The sequence below is a fragment of the Psychrobacter sp. genome (genome assembly GCF_030457785.1).
Lineage (GTDB): Bacteria > Pseudomonadota > Gammaproteobacteria > Pseudomonadales > Moraxellaceae > Psychrobacter.
Map to the genome: position 1 here is coordinate 1 of NZ_JAKDUI010000017.1, position 19,079 is coordinate 19,079.

At 44.8% G+C, this 19,079-nt stretch carries 15 protein-coding genes; 5 read left to right on the forward strand and 10 right to left on the reverse strand.

Annotation, left to right across the window (positions count from 1 at the left end; genetic code table 11):
* Window positions 1-79: 79 nt before the first annotated feature.
* The 3 genes from L0J61_RS01825 to L0J61_RS01835 all read right to left on the reverse strand — a co-directional run bounded on the left by L0J61_RS01825 (window position 80) and on the right by L0J61_RS01835 (window position 2,316).
* Window positions 80-652, reverse strand: coding sequence for a hypothetical protein (locus tag L0J61_RS01825; RefSeq protein ID WP_301464617.1), 573 nt, complete (start codon window positions 650-652; stop codon window positions 80-82).
* Between the two features lie 39 nt (window positions 653-691).
* Window positions 692-1,357 (reverse strand): hypothetical protein, encoded by a 666-nt coding sequence (locus tag L0J61_RS01830; protein ID WP_301464618.1) that lies wholly within the window; start codon window positions 1,355-1,357, stop codon window positions 692-694.
* Window positions 1,358-1,593: 236 nt separating this feature from the next.
* A complete protein-coding gene (locus tag L0J61_RS01835; RefSeq protein WP_301464630.1) occupies window positions 1,594-2,316 on the reverse strand; it encodes a hypothetical protein in 723 nt (240 codons plus the stop codon).
* Window positions 2,317-2,533: 217 nt separating this feature from the next.
* On the opposite strand from L0J61_RS01835, the gene L0J61_RS01840 reads away from it, so the two are divergent.
* Window positions 2,534-3,136, forward strand: coding sequence for a LysE/ArgO family amino acid transporter (locus L0J61_RS01840; RefSeq protein WP_301464619.1), 603 nt, complete (start codon window positions 2,534-2,536; stop codon window positions 3,134-3,136).
* A gap of 164 nt (window positions 3,137-3,300) precedes the next feature.
* On the opposite strand, the gene L0J61_RS01845 is transcribed toward L0J61_RS01840, so the two are convergent.
* The 4 genes from L0J61_RS01845 to L0J61_RS01860 all read right to left on the reverse strand — a co-directional run bounded on the left by L0J61_RS01845 (window position 3,301) and on the right by L0J61_RS01860 (window position 7,825).
* A complete protein-coding gene (locus L0J61_RS01845; RefSeq protein ID WP_301464620.1) occupies window positions 3,301-4,686 on the reverse strand; it encodes an NAD(P)-binding domain-containing protein in 1,386 nt (461 codons plus the stop codon).
* Between the two features lie 116 nt (window positions 4,687-4,802).
* On the reverse strand, window positions 4,803-5,444 hold the full coding sequence (locus tag L0J61_RS01850) for a MarC family protein (RefSeq protein ID WP_301464621.1): 642 nt from the start codon (window positions 5,442-5,444) through the stop codon (window positions 4,803-4,805).
* A 190-nt stretch (window positions 5,445-5,634) separates the two neighbouring features.
* Window positions 5,635-6,504, reverse strand: a complete 870-nt coding sequence (nadC, locus tag L0J61_RS01855; protein ID WP_301464622.1) for a carboxylating nicotinate-nucleotide diphosphorylase — start codon at window positions 6,502-6,504, stop codon at window positions 5,635-5,637.
* A gap of 265 nt (window positions 6,505-6,769) precedes the next feature.
* Complete coding sequence (locus tag L0J61_RS01860) at window positions 6,770-7,825, reverse strand: hypothetical protein (protein ID WP_301464623.1); 1,056 nt, start codon at window positions 7,823-7,825, stop codon at window positions 6,770-6,772.
* A gap of 398 nt (window positions 7,826-8,223) precedes the next feature.
* Here L0J61_RS01860 and nadA point away from each other — a divergent pair, with 398 nt between their 5' ends.
* The 3 genes from nadA to L0J61_RS01875 all read left to right on the forward strand — a co-directional run bounded on the left by nadA (window position 8,224) and on the right by L0J61_RS01875 (window position 12,410).
* Complete coding sequence (gene nadA / locus L0J61_RS01865) at window positions 8,224-9,363, forward strand: quinolinate synthase NadA (protein ID WP_301464624.1); 1,140 nt, start codon at window positions 8,224-8,226, stop codon at window positions 9,361-9,363.
* 1 nt (window position 9,364) lies between these two features.
* Complete coding sequence (locus L0J61_RS01870) at window positions 9,365-11,383, forward strand: L-aspartate oxidase (protein ID WP_301464625.1); 2,019 nt, start codon at window positions 9,365-9,367, stop codon at window positions 11,381-11,383.
* 136 nt (window positions 11,384-11,519) lie between these two features.
* A complete protein-coding gene (locus tag L0J61_RS01875) occupies window positions 11,520-12,410 on the forward strand; it encodes a phosphatidate cytidylyltransferase (protein WP_301464626.1) in 891 nt (296 codons plus the stop codon).
* Between the two features lie 184 nt (window positions 12,411-12,594).
* Here the strand turns inward: L0J61_RS01875 and L0J61_RS01880 are convergent, their stop codons facing one another.
* Genes L0J61_RS01880 through L0J61_RS01890 form a run of 3 tightly spaced genes read right to left on the reverse strand, consistent with a single transcriptional unit; the run spans window position 12,595 to window position 17,552 of the window.
* Window positions 12,595-13,428, reverse strand: coding sequence for an SDR family oxidoreductase (locus L0J61_RS01880; RefSeq protein WP_301464627.1), 834 nt, complete (start codon window positions 13,426-13,428; stop codon window positions 12,595-12,597).
* On the reverse strand, window positions 13,425-14,705 hold the full coding sequence (locus L0J61_RS01885; protein WP_301464628.1) for a patatin-like phospholipase family protein: 1,281 nt from the start codon (window positions 14,703-14,705) through the stop codon (window positions 13,425-13,427). The genes L0J61_RS01880 and L0J61_RS01885 overlap by 4 nt, the downstream gene beginning before the upstream one ends.
* A gap of 21 nt (window positions 14,706-14,726) precedes the next feature.
* Window positions 14,727-17,552, reverse strand: coding sequence for an alpha/beta fold hydrolase (locus L0J61_RS01890; protein ID WP_301464629.1), 2,826 nt, complete (start codon window positions 17,550-17,552; stop codon window positions 14,727-14,729).
* A 311-nt stretch (window positions 17,553-17,863) separates the two neighbouring features.
* Between L0J61_RS01890 and L0J61_RS01895 the strand changes: the two genes are divergently transcribed.
* The gene (locus tag L0J61_RS01895; protein WP_301464631.1) at window positions 17,864-18,775 is read left to right on the forward strand and encodes a lysine exporter LysO family protein; all 912 of its coding nucleotides are present in this window, start codon (window positions 17,864-17,866) and stop codon (window positions 18,773-18,775) included.
* The last annotated feature ends 304 nt before the right edge of the window (window positions 18,776-19,079 follow it).

Here is a 19,079-nt window from a genome sequence, read left to right on the forward strand (position 1 = left end):
ACCTTCTACTCTATAAGCACGTACCCTAATATAAGAAAGCAACCTAATATAAGAGAGCAACCTAATATAAGAAAATACCCTAGCTATCATGACTGTCGATATAATTTTTCATAACTCGTAATTCTTGTAAATGCTGCGTCTCCATTTGTTCTAGCAATCTGTCTAAACGCTCTTCGATGTTACTCAATACTTGTTGCAACAACTCACTTGCCTCAGCTTTTTTTTCACGACTGGTCTGCTGAGTAGTACTGTTGCTAGTATTGCTATTAATAGTAGCCAAATTGTAGTGGCTCGCCAATACTTCTGGCAAGCGTGTATGCAGCATTTTGTTGAGTACAAACTGCTGCTCTGTCACAGCGGAAGTTTTTTCCTGATCTGGCTGTGTTTTTTGATACGCTTGATAACTCGTTACTTTTTTATCAATACGTTGTAACTGACGCAACTGATGATCTGGCAAACCTAGCAGGTGTTTTTTATTCAATTTTAGCTCTTGCCAGCTAACCTTAGATAGTGATAGTGGCGCATTGTAATCATGGTATTCGAGCACACCTGGGGTAATGCCAGCTGCTTTGTGCAGCGCTTTCCAGCCTTTTCTACCCAGATAAATAGCAGTGATCGTCGTCGCAATACCGACACCAATTAACACACTCATATACGCTTACTCTTCATCGTTTCATCATACGATTTTCGTTTACAGTTTAATATTTTTTGCGCTGACACTTTTGTCAGTGGGATTATCAATTGCTTTGATTGTCGTATCTATAGGTGCATCATTACTGGTATTCTCATTGCCTTTTTCAGCGGCTATATTACTGGCAGGATTATCAAAACGCTTTTGTAAATATCTATTGGTCGCGAGTAGTTTTTGTCCATCTTGATGATACGAGGCATTTAGTAAATCATCAAACTGAGTATTAATCGTACTTAATACATCTAGCAGTGCTTCTTTACCGGTGACATTAGAATGCTTAATTTTGACAGTATCTACATTTGCGCTATCTAAATCATGCAAACGACGGTAGTCTGCCACAGCAAGCGGTACATGCCTGTCCATTAAGTTTTGAATCATAATGTAAGTTTCGTTGACCGTGTCTTTATCATCAATTTTGCCATCATTATTGGTATCACCGTAAATAACCCGCAGCTTCTCACCTTTTTCGTTAATTTGATTGAGCGCGGTTTTGACATCAACAGGCAAGCTTTTTTCTGGAATATAACCCAATTGCGGCATCGCTTTGTATTCAAGCATTTTGGGTGCAGTCATTTTTTTTATCCCGCGATATCCAAGATACAACCCAGCTGCGGGTAACAGCCCATATAAAACAAACATGACAAACATCGCAGTCACTTGGGTCATTTACTTATCCTCTTTAGCATAATTACTGGTTTTACCTATTATTCGACAGTGTCATTCATATCACACCGGGCGATGGCTAATTGGTGATACGCCCTATTATTAAACAAAAAAATAAGGCTCTATTAAAGCCCTATATTGTTATGCATTGAATTGTTATGCATTAAATCCATTGGGTTAAGTTGTAACTGTTTTGCCAACTACCAGCCCCATTATCAAACTTCAGACCAAGTCAATGATTAACTTTTGGTACGACTTTTGACATAGCGATGGGTTGACGCTAGGCGATTCATCACCGTGTGATGCAGCTCGTCAAGTAATTCATCAAGCTCATAATCAATCTCTAAGAACAGATCCGTCAGCATGTCACCGGCAGTCATTTTTCCTTGTACCATTTTGTTTTTGGTACGGTGTGGGCTAAAACGTTGGAGCTGCTCATAGTGATAGAGTGCTTCAGGTATGCTTTCAGATACCAACTTATCAATGACAAACTGGCGTTCATTATTTTGCTGCTGCTGTTGCTCATTGAGCTCACTACTCCATTCACGGTAACGCTTTAACTTACCATTGATTCGGTCTAGTATCGCGACGGCCTCGATAGGCATGGCGTTTAGGGTGGCTTCATCAACCACATCAACAAGCTCAGTCATAATCGGACAGTGTCCATGTTTGAGATACCATAAAGTATCCGGATCAAAAGGAGGTCTATTCGTCGGGCGCATTTGAGCGCGATTGGACAAATAGCGATCGGTCATCGGCGTTGAGGAGCGAGCATCACTTACTTGCGCTAACGCGTCACAAATACGACTGGCACGCTCGGGTGGCGTCAGTGTAGTACGTCGAACATCGGCCTCTTGTGGCTCGTCATCGGCATTTTGATTGTCATCGCTTGCCATTTCCTGAGCATGTTTGGCTGCTTGTGTCGGTAGATCATCTTGAGCTTGCCCAAATGACTGTAGCATTCTTGTCAAACTTACCACCATGACCCACTCTACCTCTCTTATAGTTCACCCACGCTTACAATACGTTCACGCCCGCAGTAAACTCGCGTTTCGCTCGTATTGCATAGATTCATTCAATAGCGTATCTTAACAGCTTTTTTTGACACTGCCAGTACGCAAAGTGTCAATATTTCTATTCGCAAGGCACATTGAGTCTTCTATCACGACGGCCTTTATTATGAACGCCACCGATTATACGTCCGGGTTTTTGCTTGGCCTATCACTCATCTTAGCGATTGGTTCACAGAATGCGTTTGTGCTAAAACAAGGCATCAAACGTGAGCATATCTTTTTCATCTGCTTATTCTGCGCCATTAGCGATGCGCTACTCATATCGGCAGGTGTCGCAGGTTTTGGGGCAGTCACTGCACGTTATCCGCACGCGGTAGACATCGCCAGACTGGCAGGGGCGCTGTTTTTGTTGGTTTATGGATTACAAAGCTTATATGCCAGTGTCAAGAAATCACATGCCATGACTGTCGAAGGTCAAGTAGTGACTAACCTAAAAAAATCGCTGCTGCTATGCTTTGGCCTTACTTGGCTCAATCCGCATGTCTATCTAGATACATTGGTGCTCGTCGGCATGGTTTCAACAGGCGCAACGAGCAAAATCCTATTTGCGGCGGGTGCCGTCAGTGCCTCGTTCTTTTTCTTCTTTACTATTGGCTACGGCGCACGGTTACTTAGACCACTATTTGCAAACCCTAAAGCATGGAATTTACTTGATGGGTTGGTAGGCATACTCATGCTGTATCTGGCATGGCATTTATACTCGGGTTAACGAACTGGTCGATAAGTACAAAAAAAACCAAACACCTTTATAAGTGTTTGGTTTTTCTTTTTTGTAAACTAGAGCGTGTTTTTACTTCAAAAATAGTGATAAAAACGAGATAAATTCAAATTAAGGACACGCCCTAACCATTACTCACTCTCTAGCCCTAACAACTACTGAGGTTGCTTTTTGCTTTGTTTAGACTGCACAAGTGCCATGTTTAAAAAATGCTCAAGTGAGTCGTCTAGTACATCCAACCAAGGCTCTGGCAATTCAGGTGCTAACGTACCAGTAAGCGTAGAACGGTATGCCTTTTCTCTGAAGGTCATGATGTTCTCCAACTTATCTACTTGCCACTGCTTTAAGATATCGCCTTGTTTTTCTACAGCAAACTCAGGATAGTCAGTGTCATTGGTCAAATCACGAATGTAAGCGGCTTGAAAATCGATTGAATCACCAACCGTGCTGCACTTGTCATAAGTTGCTAGCCATTCTTTTTCGTCTGACTCACGTGTTTGCAGATCAGGCAGTTTGATATCACCCATGATGACATCACGCGCATGCCACGCTTGTGCATCAAACATATTAAAGGTGAAGTACTGATCTTGCATACCCAGATAGATCAACTTTGGATTCGGCTGCCAGTAGATACCTTTGTATAGATTGGCTGGATATAAACAGTTATGCGTTTGCAAACGTAGATCATCAGGTAAGAACGGGAAGTGAAATAAGTAGCCGGTGCACATAATGATGGCGTCAAAACGTTGCGTGGTACCATCGGTGAAGTGTGCCACATCCCCCTCAAAGTGAGTCACTAACGGCGCTTCGGTGATACCGTCTGGCCATTCGTACCCAAGCGCTTGGGTACGGTAACTGATTGTCACTGATTTGGTGCCATATTTATAGCACTGAGTACCAATATCTTCAGCAGAATAACTACTGCCGATGAGCAAGATGTCTTTGTTTTTAAACTCTAAGGCATCGCGGAAATCATGAGCATGGAGCACTCGTCCTGGAAAGGACTCTAAGCCTTCAAAGTATGGCATATTTGGCGTTGAGAAATGCCCTGTCGCGACCACAACATAATCAAACTCTTCAACTTCTTGCTCATTCGTTTTGTGATTCATCACCGTGACAGTGAACTTTTGCGTCTCATCATCGAAAGAAACCCAACGCACTGGGCACTCAAAGCGAATGTATTTTTGAATATCTTGCTTATCAATACGCCCCATGATGTAGTCTTTGAGCACTTCACGTGGCGGATAGGAAGGAATAGCCTCACCAAAATGTTCATCAAAAGAATAATCAGCGAACTCTAGGCACTCTTTGGGACCGTTTGACCACAAATAACGATACATACTACCGTGTACTGGCTCGCCATTTCTGTCTAAACCTGTACGCCAGTTATAATTCCACATACCACCGATAGCATTTTGTTTTTCGTAGCAAACGATTTCTGGCAGGTCTTTTACACCTGCTAAACGAGCGGCTTCGAAGGCACGCAGCTGCGCTAAACCACTTGGTCCTGCACCTAAAATAGCAATTCTTTTTTTACTCAAGACAAACTCCCGATTGAAATATGATTGGCTAATATAGCATATATTCATACCAACTATTTTTTGCCAATAAGACGGGATACACCCTGATTTAGCAAAACTAACAAGTGATGACTCAGCTATATCAAGGCAGGAAATAGCGTGCGTAATGCATTGACAATGATTTCGACGGAGACGGCAGCCAGTAGCATGCCCATGATTCGACTCATGATGTTGAGTCCAGTATCGCCCAACAAACGACTGATACGACCTGCCGCCATCAACGCTAAATAACAAAACAAGCTGATAAATAACCCAGCCACCAATATGGTAGACACATGAAGAATACCAGAGACTTGAGAAGAATAAATAATAACCGTTGAAATACCGCCAGGTCCAATCATCATCGGAATAGCAAGAGGTACAACGGCAGATGCCATTGATGGTGGTGCATGTTGCACATACTCCACGTCGAAGTTTTCTTGATCAGGCTTCACAGGATTACCCTCACCATTCATCATGTTGAGAGCAATCAAAAACACCAATATGCCACCCGCTAACTGAAACGAGCCAATAGAAATACCAAGCACTTTAAGTAAAGACTCACCAGCGACAGTAAAGAAACTGATGGTAATAAAAATGGTCATACAGGCGATACGCGCCACTTTGCGTCGGTTATTCATTGAATAACCACGAGTCAAATCCAAAAATAGCGTCAAGGCGCTAAACGGATTAATCAACACCAGAAAGGCTAAAACTATCTTGATGATTTCAGTGTTCACTGAGCCTCACTTCTCTAAAAATAAACATCAGGAAAAAGAGAAGGCCATCGTGCAAATGCAACGATGACCCAATAGATTTTTAAAAAATGTATTATAACATAGGCAGTTAGGCTAATAGAATCAATACCACCTGACTATATCGTATATTTTTAATCTGAGGCCTCCTAGTGAAAAAATAAACGACTTTACGTTATTTTTCACTGACCATAAAATCCAAGCCAATATCCAATGCTGTGGTGCTGTGCGTCAAATAACCCATCGCAATAAAGTCAACTCCTGTCTTAGCAACCGCCTGCACCGTCTCCGGTGTGACACCACCTGATGCTTCGGTTTTGGCACGGCCGTCACACAGTGCAACTGCTTGTGACAAGACATCAGGCGGCATGTTGTCTAATAACACCAAATTGGCACCGGCATCCAATGCTTGCTTTAATTGATCAATAGTATCGACTTCAACCTCAATCGGAATCAAATGCCCAGCAAATGCTTGAGCCTTTTCAATGGCTGCCTTGATATCACCAGCAATCGCGATGTGATTGTCCTTGATTAAGATGGCATCATCCAACCCCAACCGATGATTGCGCCCTCCACCGCAGCGTACCGCATACTTTTGTACGATACGCAGACCAGGAATGGTTTTGCGCGTACAGGTGATTTGTGCTGGATAATTCGACACACTGTCGACGACCTGACGTGTCGCTGTTGCAATACCACTCAGGTGCGTCATAAAGTTTAGCGCCGTACGCTCAGCTGTCAGCAAATGATGCGCATTACCACGAACGGTAGCCAATACCGTATCAGCTTCGACCCTATCACCGTCGGCAACCTCAGCGACAAACGCAATCTCCGCATCGACCAATGCAAAGGACAGTCTCGCCAAATCCATACCGCACACTACCCCTGCTTGCCGCGCTTTGATCTGCAGTTGCGCTTGCATACCAGCGGGAATGGTTGCCTGCGAGGTTACATCACCGCGTCTACCCAAATCTTCGGTGAGCGCCGCTTCTACTATGGGCTTGATCAAAATCTCGTTTAGTGCAGGTTCTCGTTCAGCCGTCATTTTTTATCCTCATTTTTTGCGCGATATTCGCACGCTATTGCTAGGGCGTGTTTTTAATTCAATCGATAACTCGATCGATAGTCATCTGGATGGGTTAAAAATGAGAACACGCTCTAGTAATTATGGTAATGATGTTTTATTATTCTCAAAATGAGCATAAATATAGCGCAAACTGTACAGCCTCGCAACAACATCATGCCATATAGCACTATTTTTATCGTGAACTGGCACTTTTATTTCTTAACTTAGTATCAACAATACACAGCTAGGTACGTTTTGGCAGCTTACTGTCCATCAGCAAGCTCTGTAACTCAATGTCATGGCGGAAACGATAAAGTTTGGCAGGTCGACCACGCTGAGCACTACTACTTTCTCCTGTCTCCATCACTAAGTTTTGTGATTCTAGTAATCGACGAAAATTCTGCTTGTGCAGGCGCACTCCTGATAATGCCTCAACGCTTTGCTGCAATTGTGACAAGGTGAAAATTTCTGGCATTAAACCAAAAATCAGTGGCCGATATTCTATTTTCGCGCGCAGTCTGGAGATAGCCGTCGCAATCACTCGTCGATGATCATAATACATCGGTACACCTATCAGCTGCGACCAGTTTTCAGGCAGATGAGCAGACTGGCGACTAGATAAATAACTCGGTGGATACGTTGGCGCTTCAGGTATCAGCCCTGCTTCATAGAGCATCTCATAACGCAGTAGAACTTGCTCAGCGATCCACTCTCTACGCTCACCAGCTTGATTGACCATCACTGTACTGCTAGTCGTTGTTTTATTGAAGCCAGACTTTGCCAACACCGTCTCACTAAGACCCCAGCATAGCCCAATACGCTGGCGACGACGCTGCTGCACTTGGCTGTCTTTTGCGTCATTTGCCCATTCCAATAGCACTGGCACGATAAAACCCATGATCATGCTTGGCATACCATTCAAATGGTTTTCCCATGGAAAATAGTCATACCAGTCCCGCCACACTGCTTGGCTCTGCAGCTGGTGCGTTTGCGTCTCTTGCACCAAGCCCAAGTAGCTCACATAAACCAAAGCATGACCATCAATGTTGCGCCGGTTGGTATCGACGAAGGTATACAACTGTTCTAAATACCCAAGAGGCTGTTGCGTCTGCTCTTCAACCCATTGACGAACGCCAGCTTGTAACGATCGATGCAATGGCATCAGCGGACCATTGGGTAATAGTCTGCCGTGATCAACGGTCAAAACACGAGCCGTATGATTGGTGATAGCAACCAACACTGCCACCACTTCTGTGGTGCCGCTGCCTTGCTGGTGAGCATGTGAGTAAGACAAATTCATGACTTTTAGGCCAATCCTAATTACCAAAAAAAGTGAGTTGAAAAGCCGAATAAAACGGCCATCGGAGCTGATATCTATATCAGTGTTTAGTATAACTTGAATCCAAAATTTTCACAGCCTGCCGTTGTAAATACGCCATGATAAACACTAAGTCAAACCTCAAATGTAGCGTTAAAAATAGACTTAAGTTATGTATTTTATCGAGATTATTATGAGCGAATAATAAAAAACACTTGTTTTTATGCTCAAAATGATCATAATTAAAACAGTTTATTTATTCGCTATATTTACTTGTCTTATTTTTAGCCGCATTTTTGGCCACATTTTTAATCACTCTTTTTTAGTTAATCCTAGTTAGCCACATAACATGTGTTGCTATCCTAGCAAAGGTTGCCCCTATGAAAACGTATCCATACGACGCGCCCATCATGAGTACGGATAGTCGTATCGCCACTCAGATGAACATCGAACATGCCAAAGCAAAAATCCCCGCTGACCTACCACGGTCAGAACGTATCGCAGTTGAAGAAAACATTAAGCAACTGCTAAAAACGCATAACGCCGTGTTGGTCGCTCATTACTATGTTGATCCTTTTATTCAAGACCTAGCACTGGCAACCGGCGGTTGTGTTGGTGATTCGCTTGAGATGGCACGTTTTGGACAAGCGCACAGCGCACAGACACTCGTCGTCGCTGGAGTACGCTTCATGGGTGAATCTGCCAAAATACTGAGCATGGAAAAAACGGTATTGATGCCAGATTTAGAAGCTGAGTGTTCGCTTGACTTAGGCTGTCCTGCTGATGAGTTTTCAGCATTTTGCGACGCCCATCCAGAACGCACAGTCGTCGTCTATGCTAATACTAGTGCCGCAGTCAAAGCACGCGCTGACTGGGTAGTAACCTCATCTGTCGGTATCGAGATTGTGCGCCATCTACAGGCGAAGGGTGAATCCATTATCTGGGGACCCGACCGACATCTGGGCAAGTATATTGCTCGTGAAACTGGTGCAGATATGCTGCTCTGGCAAGGGTCGTGCCTAGTGCATAATGAGTTTAAAGCCACGGAATTAATGCAATTAAAAGAAGAGCATCCAGACGCTAAAGTGTTGGTGCATCCTGAGTCACCTGATAGCGTGGTTGAACTTGCAGATGTGGTTGGTTCGACCAGTAAGTTATTAAAGTCAACTCATGAGATGGATACCGATACCTTTATCGTTGCTACTGACTTGGGCATATTGCACGAAATGCAAAAACGCTCACCCAATAAACGCTTTTTGGCAGCGCCGACAGCAGGTGAAAGCGCCAGTTGTAAAAGCTGTGCTTTTTGCCCATGGATGGCGATGAACGGCTTGCAAGGAATCGAGCGATGCTTAACAGAGCGCAGCGGTGAAGTAACCATGACCCCTGAGCTCGCCGCAGCAGCCAAAAAACCATTGCAACGCATGCTTGATTTTGCCGAATCACAAAAGCAACGTGTGACAGCGAGCGGCGATATCGTCGAAGACCGTGAGCTTTATGCCAATGTCGGGGCTGCTTAAGATGAACGAGCGACTCACAGATGATATGACAAACGATAACGCTGACAACACCCAGCATACAGATGTACTTATCATTGGTGCTGGGCTTGCTGGTCTGACCACGGCTCTTGCCTTGCCTCGTTCGTTACATATTACCGTATTGAGTAAAGCCGCAATCGAAGTTTGCTCAAGCCATTATGCCCAAGGCGGTATCGCCGCTAGTCTAAATAAAGACGACTGTGCCGCCGATCATATCGCTGATACGCTGGTTGCGGGTGCAGGGTTATGCGCGGCTAAAAATACCACGCACATTCTCACTGCAGGTCAACAAGCCGTACAGTGGCTGTGCGAGCAAGGCGTGCCCTTTACTCAAATTCCGCAACAAAACACATTTAGGTTGAGTCCTACTAAAAGCTTAGAGGCTGCTAAAAACTTAATCTCTATTAAAAAAATGATTCAAACCACTGGGCAGACACTTCCTAAGGCCCTAGCCACTTTGCAAACCAGTGAGTTACATCTGACCAAAGAAGGTGGGCACGGTTGTAGAAGAGTGGCACATGCTGATGATGCGACTGGGCGACACATCATGGAGGCCTTGATCCGAAAAGCACAGGCCGCCTCAAATATCACCATACTACCCTATCATGAAGCATTGTCTCTCATAACAAATAGCAGTCTTTCAAAACACCATTTGCAATACAGCGAAACTGACCACTGCCAGGGCGCCTGTGTTTTTGATCACGCTCAGCAACGCACACTCACTCTTTCTAGTCGTGCCGTCGTGCTGGCAAGTGGTGGCTTAGGACAGATGTTTAAACGAGCCAGCGCTCCCAATGTCTGTGTTGGTGATGGCGTGATGATGGCTTGGCAAGCAGGCTGCCGCTTGGCAAATTTAGAGTTTATTCAATTTCATCCCACAGGTTTGGCACTGCACGAGAGTAGCTTTTTGATATCTGAGGCACTGCGCGGTGAAGGTGGTCGGCTATATTGTCCACAGACAGGTCAGCGATTCATGTTGCAGGTGGACGAGCGTGCAGAACTGGCACCACGCGACATCGTCGCCCGTGCCATCGCCGAGCAAATTGATAACAACGGGCTTGGCTACGTACATCTTGATATCAGCCACCTACCTGCTCCGTTTATACAAATGCACTTCCCGCAAATTTATCAGACTCTATTAGACCTCGGTATTGATATAACCACTGATCCTATTCCAGTTGCGCCGACAGCTCATTATAGCTGTGGCGGTGTGGTGACATCTTCTAATGGCTTGACAGACATACCAGGGCTCTATGCCGTAGGTGAAGTGGCTTATACAGGGCTACATGGTGCAAACCGCTTGGCCAGCAATTCCCTATTGGAGTGCGTCGTCGTAGGACGCAATATTGCGGTTGACTTACCACGCTACCTAAAAGACATAGCTACAAATATATTTAAAGAGAACACGGATTCTGCAAGTGATCAGACAGATGCATCATTTAATAAATCTTGGTCGCAGCCAGCGCTGACAGACAGCCAACCGATTATCTTACCCGCTTCTGCCTCCTTCTTCTCTGGGCAAGAAGTAGCCTCTCAAACAGATAAAATTGACCATAAAAGCAGTATTGATACAGATGCAGATATTCATATTGATGTTGCTAAAATCATCGTCGAATTAAAAGCTCTAATGACGTCTCATATGGGCATCGTGCGTCATGCTGAGCAACTTGAGCAAGCGCTTTCACAGATTCAGCAGTGGCAGCAACAACTTCTGCCTTTCAATTATCAACAACCAGATATTAGCAATATAGGCAATATAACCAGCCCAAGAAAACTGCCCTATTTTCAGCTGCAAAGACAGTTGCAACTGGCGACATTGATTATTCACTCTGCTTATCAACGTTGTGAAAGTCGCGGTGGGCATTATAGACGCGATTACCCCAATCTGGCTGATAAACCATTGACCAGCATCATTGCCCCGCTGAAGCGCCCTGTGACAGTTCCTCACACTCATATGATAAATAATGAAGCACAGCCGAAACCCGTTATGAATAATGCCTGACTGATAACGCCTAACTGATAATAATAGGTATCATGAATGTCCTTGTGTTACGGATCACTTACTATGGTTCAAGAAGCATTTGAGATATGATGAGAGACAGGTTCTAAACACCACCTGTTATTTGAGTATCTAGGTTATGGCTTCTGATATCGTATTTGTGATTGCCCTCATGCTGTTGGTCAGCTCAGTTTGGGGTGTGCTTGCTGTACCTTATGTCCGAAAGCGCCTGCCAAATATTTATCTGATTGCACGCTCATGGTGGCTTATGCTGGCTGCGCTTTGTGCCTGCTATATGGCTGCAAAGATAACCAACAACCAAAACCTGTACGACCAATCGCACCCATACCAAGTGTTGCTCATCGGCTTTTTCGTTTTAATTGGTCTGCGCGGTAGTTACGAGATCAAACGCATATGGTGTCTACATAGCAAAGCGGCTTTGATTCATAAACTTCAAGCACGTGGGCTTCAACCCAGCAGCATACCTTTTACCAAGTCCTCTCAAGACGCTACGCACAACAGCACAGCCCTCAACGCTTTAGATCTGCTATTTGGTATTGCCTTCCTTGCACTGATTATCAGCCTAATTGCCTTACAGCAGCTCACTTGGCAACGCGAACAATATGGGTTGCTGCTGTTTGTCTTGTTCGCTAGCCAGTTCAACGACATCGCTCAGTACTTATGCGGGCGGCTACTTGGGCATAGGTTTTTTCGACGTGGTCTCGCGCCATCCGTTAGCCCAAACAAAAGCATTGAAGGCGCCATTTTTGGAAGCTTACTTGCGGCTCTACTTGCCTCACTGCTGGGAGTATGGCTCACACCTTTCAGTTGGTGGCTCTGCTTGCTTGCCGCCTATGGTTTAGCTGCCAGTGGCATCGCTGGAGATTTATTAGAGTCAGCATTCAAGCGCCAACATGGGATAAAAGACACTGGCACCATGCTTGCAGGACATGGTGGTGTATTAGATCGCATAGACAGCTTGCTGATTGGTGTCCCTATATTTACCCTACTTTATTGGGTCTTTGGTTAGGACATTTAAGCCATGTCAATCAACTTAAGCAGAAGAAACATAAGGCCGATATGATTGGATTGTCATGCTACTGGTACGAACTTTACTTGCGTGCTGTATCCACAGAGGCTGCGAAAAATTTACCCCAGTAGCACTGTAGCGATTCTAAAATATTTCGACTATCAGCATTCTGATGCGCTCAAAATTAATGCTTTTTATCAAGTCTGCTGCGTAATATCCAGCTGAGGATAGGCTGAGGAAGATGATTTAATATATTGGTGATATAACGCATGGAAGATGGAAATACTGCTAGCTCGACATCATCGTGAATCGCTTGCATGATATGCTTTACTGCTGATGGCGTACTTATTATAAACGGTTTATGACTGGCATCGCCATTATTCAAATCTCGCAATGCTTGAGTATCAATATAGCCCGAAGCGATACAGTTCACTTGAATATTATAAGGTATCAGTGCCGCCCGATATGCGCCAGCCGTGGCAATCATGGCACGTTTGCTTTTAGCATACAAACTAGCATACGGGTAATCCAAAGTACCTGCGATAGAGGCAATACAAATAAGACTCGGTCTGTCTTGCTTTATAACGCCCGATGACTGGATAACGTCCAATGACTGGCTTTGCCGTTTCAATTGATGACTACCCCATCTAAAAACCTGCTCAAATGCTTGTAAATTGATCATTAGCATTTTGTCACTATCTGCTTGATTGAGATGGTAAACACGCTCATTGGTGTAGCTACCAGCGCTATACACTAGTCTTTGAAAATGAGTATCTGACAATGTATCGAGTAGATTTTGTATTTGCATATTATCCGTTAAATCACAGGCATAGGTCACCACACTCGGATGCTGTTGCTTAATGTGGGCTATCTTCTCTTCGCTACTACCGACCACACTGACCTGCCAGCCAAGTTGTAAATGGCGCAAAGCCAGTGCCAGACCAATCCCACTCGTACCACCAATCACGATAATATGCGGCGCGTGGTTTTTGGCGGTATCTTCTGCATGAGTTGTCATAATTTATGCTGCTGTATATAGTCGACCGTGCGCTGATAGCCATACTGCCATTGTGCCTGCATTTGTTGCACAAAGCCTGCATAGTCAGCGTGTATCAGCTCGACGGTCATTTGCTTGATATTAAAACGCTTTTGTACATTTTGCCCTGCCAGTTGCTTTGCGTTATCTGCAAATGGCAGCCAATGCAATTGAACCTCGTGCAACTGTGTCTTGTGGTTGGCCTTATATGCCGCCGAATCCACTTGAGATAGCTGTAGCATGGGGTCATAATCATGAACTTGTACCAACCGCTCATTGGGATCGAAACCAAAGACACGCTGAATTGCCGGCGCAGCAAGCCATGAATCGTAACCTGATTTGCTCTCTGCAAACACCGTATTTCCCAATCGACAAGCAAGCTCAATAGGCGTGAGATTAATGACACCGCCCAAACACCAACCAAGTCTATCGATATGCGTGGGCGGTAAATAATACATATCTGCCATCGAAGCACGAACCGCAACCTCAATATTCTGTTGACTTAGGACATTGACAGCTTGCTGTATACGCCCATTAGCAAGCGCATACGCAGGGGATTCTATGCTTCCACCATTCATCTTTGCTACATAGTCTGCCAAACGTGGCGGCGCAAACAACAATTCCTGTAACTGTACATTTGGCTGTACATTGTTATCAAAAGCCGTAGTCGATACGCCACTGGCCATAGGATTTGAATAAAGACGACTAGCGATGATGGCTATCTCTGGTGCGATGTGTCTGCCGCCATCCTTATCCCTGCTACCAGCGTCATCACGGGCGCTAACCTCATTGTTAAGAATAGAAAAATTACGAGTAGAAAAATCTGACAACGCATCAAGCCACTGCTGCTCGTTTTCAATACGAAACATCGCAAGCGTCTGCAGCTCATCTAATAGGCCTTCGAGGCTGTCAGCTTTATGCTGCTGTCGTATCTTCTGCTTTTGCCTAGATAACCGCCAGCGTTTGAGTGCCTGAGTCATATAGCGAGTTTTTAAACGCCGACCTGCTTCATGTGGTGCGACGTGCCTGATCGCACGGATAACGCGATACAGCGTTTCGCTGCACATCAATTGATGCAGGTCTTCGGGGTGCGGAACCAACTGTACCAGATATGCAGATAAGCTACCGCCGCAAGTGCCGATGATCATATCTGGTGTCAGCTTATGATCCACCAGAGCAGCATAACTACCTAAATAGTAGCCAAAACGTGAGCCGCCGCCTGAAAAAATCTGTACACGCTCATACGGCTTGCTGTTCATATTAGTCAGTTACCAGTTTTATCATTTATCATCGACTAGAGCAGTTTTAGCTGCTTTAATCGCCAATGACACTGTAAAAATACCAAAGCGATCGATACGCATCGTGACTTTTTTAAAGCCTGCGAGCTCGACCAATTGATCCATTTCGGCTTGCGAGCGACAGCGCATCACCCAACTGCTGCCGCGATGGTTGTTTAATGTTTTACTGATAAATTCTTGTTCAGGGTGCCAAGGTTGGTTGGTGTAGATCAAATAACCACCCGTTTTTAAACTGTCATAAATACCAGCCAATGCTGTTGCCGGCAAGCTATTATCAGAAAACAGCTCAAACACGCCTGAGGCTATCGCCAGATCAAAGGCTTTATCGCCAGATTTTTTGCTACCTTTTTCGACGGTTTCAGCGCTTGCCGTATAACTGGTAGGATCAAACGCATCTTTTTTACTGGTCACGACTCGATCAATCATCTCCAAACTTGCCGCCTTCGCTTGCAGTGCTTGAATATTATGGGGTTCATAATCACGCAGCTCAGCCTGCAAGTCAGTAAACTCTGTCAACAAGTCAAACGCATAAAAACCATGCCCACTAGCGATGTCCAGTAGTTTTGGTTGGTATTGATCGTTTTGGCTTTGATCGTTTTGGCGTTGATGGATATCTTTGATATCTACCAAGGCTTTACGCGCCAACTCTAAAATATGCTCACGGCGGATGCGAATACCTTGCCAGCCGATATTATTTAGATAAAACTTATCCACTGCCTGCCCAAACTTATTTTGACCACTAGGCTGGTTATAATAGACATGATCCAGTGAATGGCCAGAGTCAAACCCATGTTTGAGACCTGTGGCAATTGCATCACTGACATGACCAAATTTTTGCATCGCAAAACGTGTGATGGCAAAGTTTGGATTGAAGGGTTTAATCGCCAAACGATCAACCTTGTCCTTACTGGCGCTATCTACGTGCGCCATACTCAAGTCAGGCGTCTGTATCGGCGTACTGAATACTTGCTCAGCGAACCCAATACAGTCAGCGAAAACGTCCGCTTTATTAGTTTCATGAAAGATAGCATGATAGCTGTCTGGATACAGCTGCCAGCGTTTCACATCAGTGTTAATCGCTTCATAAAAAGCCCGTTCAGCCTGTTTGTCAACCACGTAGTCTTTACCCGCACATAGTACAAACATCGGTACAGTGATGGCTCCAGCATCATCAAGCAACCGCTGACCTGTCGCGTGAGTATCGATGAGCAAGTCCGTCGAGATGCTATTTGATATCAACGGATCAGCATTGTAGGCTTGCTGTGCCTCTTTATCATGGGTCAGAACCTGTGCTTTGACGTAACTGCTAACCCGCGACATCAAACCAAGCGTACGCGCCACTTTTAACGACGGAATTGCAAAAGGCAAATACAAGCGAATACTCAAGGCCGGCGTACCCAAAATCATGCCGCGGATATTGGGCGCATAATCATGTACCCATGCTGCCGCTAGCACTGCGCCAATGCTACTGGCGACGACTAAAGTATCTTCAACGGCGATACCCGTTTGTCCAGTCACCAACTGCACAAAATCGTTCAAATCTCGCTCAAGCTCAGTGACGCTTTCCGCATGGTCTTTGATACCGCCTGAACGACCATTGCCACGCGCATCCCATGCAAACACTTGATAGCCTGCCATAGCGAACTGTTGTCCCAATTCTGCCAGTCGTCCTGAATGCTCGTGTCCACGGTGTAATAAAATCACTTGACGCAATGGCTCATTGGTTTTTGCGATGTCTTCTAAAGGCATCGTTAGCCAATAGCGATAATAAATCGCCGTACCATCATAAGCGTTATAAGCGCTTTCGCCATCGATAATACGCTGTGTAGATAAGTCGATATCATCGGTCACAGACTGCGACTCATCGTTAGCGTTTTTCGAGATAGATGGCATGATATTGGACTCCAAGGCAGGTACTTTGTTTGGTGAAATGCTGTTTTGAGATGGTGAGTTAGAGTGATGTTTAGGATGAAGTTGGGCAGTTGCCATTCGACAGCCATCGGCACATATAGACTTATCTGACCCAGGATCAGCTATCTTGAAACTGTCTAATTTATCTAAACCATCTAACCTGCCTAAGCTATCTGGCGCGTCTGATCGACACACAGGTGGGTTTCGCATCACATATAGTTCTGTCATGTAGCGCAATCTATTGACGCAGGTTTTCAATAGCAAGGTTTCTGCCAGCATGCATAGCTGATCGACGCTTATAGGACTGTTAGAATCTTTAGAGCCCTTAGAATCATTGGCTGACGGACACTTGATACCCATCACCGTACCAACCATCCCTAGCACAAAAGCACGATCACTTTTACCTAAAGGTCCTTGATTCGCCCTAGTACCTAAAGCAGCATCACTGCTCATGCCTAAAACCTCAGTACTAATACTAAGCGCAATCAATCCAAGAATATGCTGCTGACTAGGAGTCAAAGACTTTTTGAAATCCAAGGACTGAATCGATCTATTCTGATTATCCAGATGTGGCAGCAGACTGGCCAATAATACTGAATCGGCAATGATGTCACCCGCTTCATTGAGCACTCCACCGAGCGATGATGCTTGACCGTGCTCGCGCGCCATCATGCCGTCGATAGCATTAAGCGCCATACGCACAAATAACGAAGACGGCAATAAAAGCCACAGCTTATGCCTATCCGTTGCGGGTTTAGCAATCATATAGGCCGTACCCATGCTCAATAGTACCGCCGAAATCGTCACTTGATTGGCGGTAACGTTTTGCGCCACCAGCGTATTACTTATCGGGCGTAATTGATTTTGAAATTGTGATTTTAGTTGATAGAGCGACATAGTGCTAACCAAATAGTGCTGATCGAATAGTGCTGATCGAATAGTGCTGGCCGATTTTCCAATAACTCAATGTAGCAGCAAAACCATAGCCGGTAAAGAATGATACTGTAGCCACAAAGCACTTATAAAGCAGTCAACAAGCTCTTAACAGGTTTTTAAAAAACACGCATAACTGCCATATAACTACCAAGTAGCTGTTACTTTGGTAAGCCACGAACCTTATTTTCTAATGGATACTGTCCGCTAACAGCCGCTTTTTAGCCTGATATGATACAATCGCTGGTTTGTTAAAAACCGACGAGTCCACCGACATGCAAAGCCTGATTACCCTTGTTCTGGTATTAATGCCAATGTTTATTGGCTTTGCCATTCCTTCAAACCCAAAAATGACCAAACTGGCTGATAAAGGCTTGTCTTATTTGGTGTTTTTTATTTTAGCGCTCATCGGTATCGAGCTGTCACAAGTCGAAGGATTGGGCAATCAGGTGACCGAAATCGCCCTTTATGTCGCTGTATTATCCGTTCTGACGATTGGTGCAGGTCTCTTTTCATTAATGCTGTTCGATAACATGCGCCCATGGCAGGCCAAAAAAAATAAGACAAAATCCAAAGAGCATAGCGTCAGTATCCGTGGCAGCCTAGCCCAAGTTTTTTGTGTAGTAATTGGTATGGGAATTGGGTATGTGTTGCCAGTCGCCTACATGCCCCCTGAAAACACCATGACCATTATGCTAATGGTATTAATACTGTTGGTCGGTATTGGACTAAAAGGCTCGGGGATTACCCTAAAAGAAGTACTACTCAATAAGCGTGGCGTTGAGATGAGTGTGATTTTCACACTAGCCATCTTGGTTGGCGGGCTTGTTTTCGCCCTGATATTCAGTGAGGTATCATGGACCAAAGGCTTGGCCTTGGCCTCAGGGTTTGGCTGGTACTCACTGTCTGCCATCGTGATGACAGATGCTTATGGCGCAGTTTGGGGCAGTGTCGCGCTATTTAACGATTTGATACGTGAGTTCTTTGCGTTGATATTTATACCAGTATTTATGCGTCAATATCCATCAGCTGCAGTCGGTCTTGGCGGTGCGACGAGCTTGGATTTTACCCTGCCGATCATTCAACAGTCAGGGGGGTTAAAGGTTGTACCGTTAGCGATTAGCTTTGGCTTTATTATTAATATCGTCTCGCCGGTGTTAATGGTGGTGTTTTCAGCATTGGGCTGATAGTCTGAAGGTGGCTTTAAGTTCTAAGCAAACGCGGGTTGCTGACTGCATGACTCGATATCTTCATCAACTCACAGTTTTATGAATTTAAAAGTGCACCACGTTACAGATGTATCACTTAAAATGAATAACTGAATAACCGCCTAAGATGCAGGAGAGAAAGCGATGTCTATGTGGGAAGTGGAGTACATCATTGAGCAAACCATCAAGCTCATCGATAGCGCTCAACGCCCAGCCTGCGAAAAACGCAATTTAACATTTTACCGCAGAAATCCCCTACCTCTAAGGTAGTGGGATGAATGCG